Here is a 507-nt window from a genome sequence, read left to right as displayed (position 1 = left end):
TTCCAACACATCATTACTTGTATAAGTTGTGTTCTCACGAATATTAAACGATAAACTATTATCTGTAACTACACAATTTTCCATTGTTAAATAACCATCATTATTTATTAAATAGCTATTATTACCAATCACTGCGTTTTTTATTGTTAGATTCTGTAGTGTTAGTCTCACACCTGAATTAATTGTGAATAGCTTACTACCACCACTTAGATCAATTACTGTGTTGGCTTTATTGGTTCCAGTAATGGTTAAATTCTTATTTATTATTATGTCTTTGTTGTTGTTGCCTGAATACAGACCATCAGACAATATTATCTTATCGTTAGCTAGAGAGCTATTAACAGCACCACTAATACCACCATCAGTCGTATTAGTAATATTACGATCTGCTGCAAAACTAGTTGATAAACCAACCATTACCAACAAAGCAAAAAGCAACAATAAGACCATCACAAAAGACGTCTTTTTAAACTTATTCATAATATCTTTCACCTCATCATTAAAATA

At 30.6% G+C, this 507-nt stretch carries 1 pseudogene; it reads right to left on the bottom strand.

Going from position 1 to position 507, the window contains the following annotated elements:
* Positions 1-480 (bottom strand): annotated as a pseudogene (locus MBCUT_RS02320) (hypothetical protein); the annotation flags it as partial.
* Positions 481-507: the final 27 nt, after the last annotated feature.

It is taken from the genome of Methanobrevibacter cuticularis (genome assembly GCF_001639285.1).
Taxonomy (GTDB): domain Archaea; phylum Methanobacteriota; class Methanobacteria; order Methanobacteriales; family Methanobacteriaceae; genus Methanobaculum; species Methanobaculum cuticulare.
This window is presented reverse-complemented; position numbering and strand designations above follow the sequence as displayed.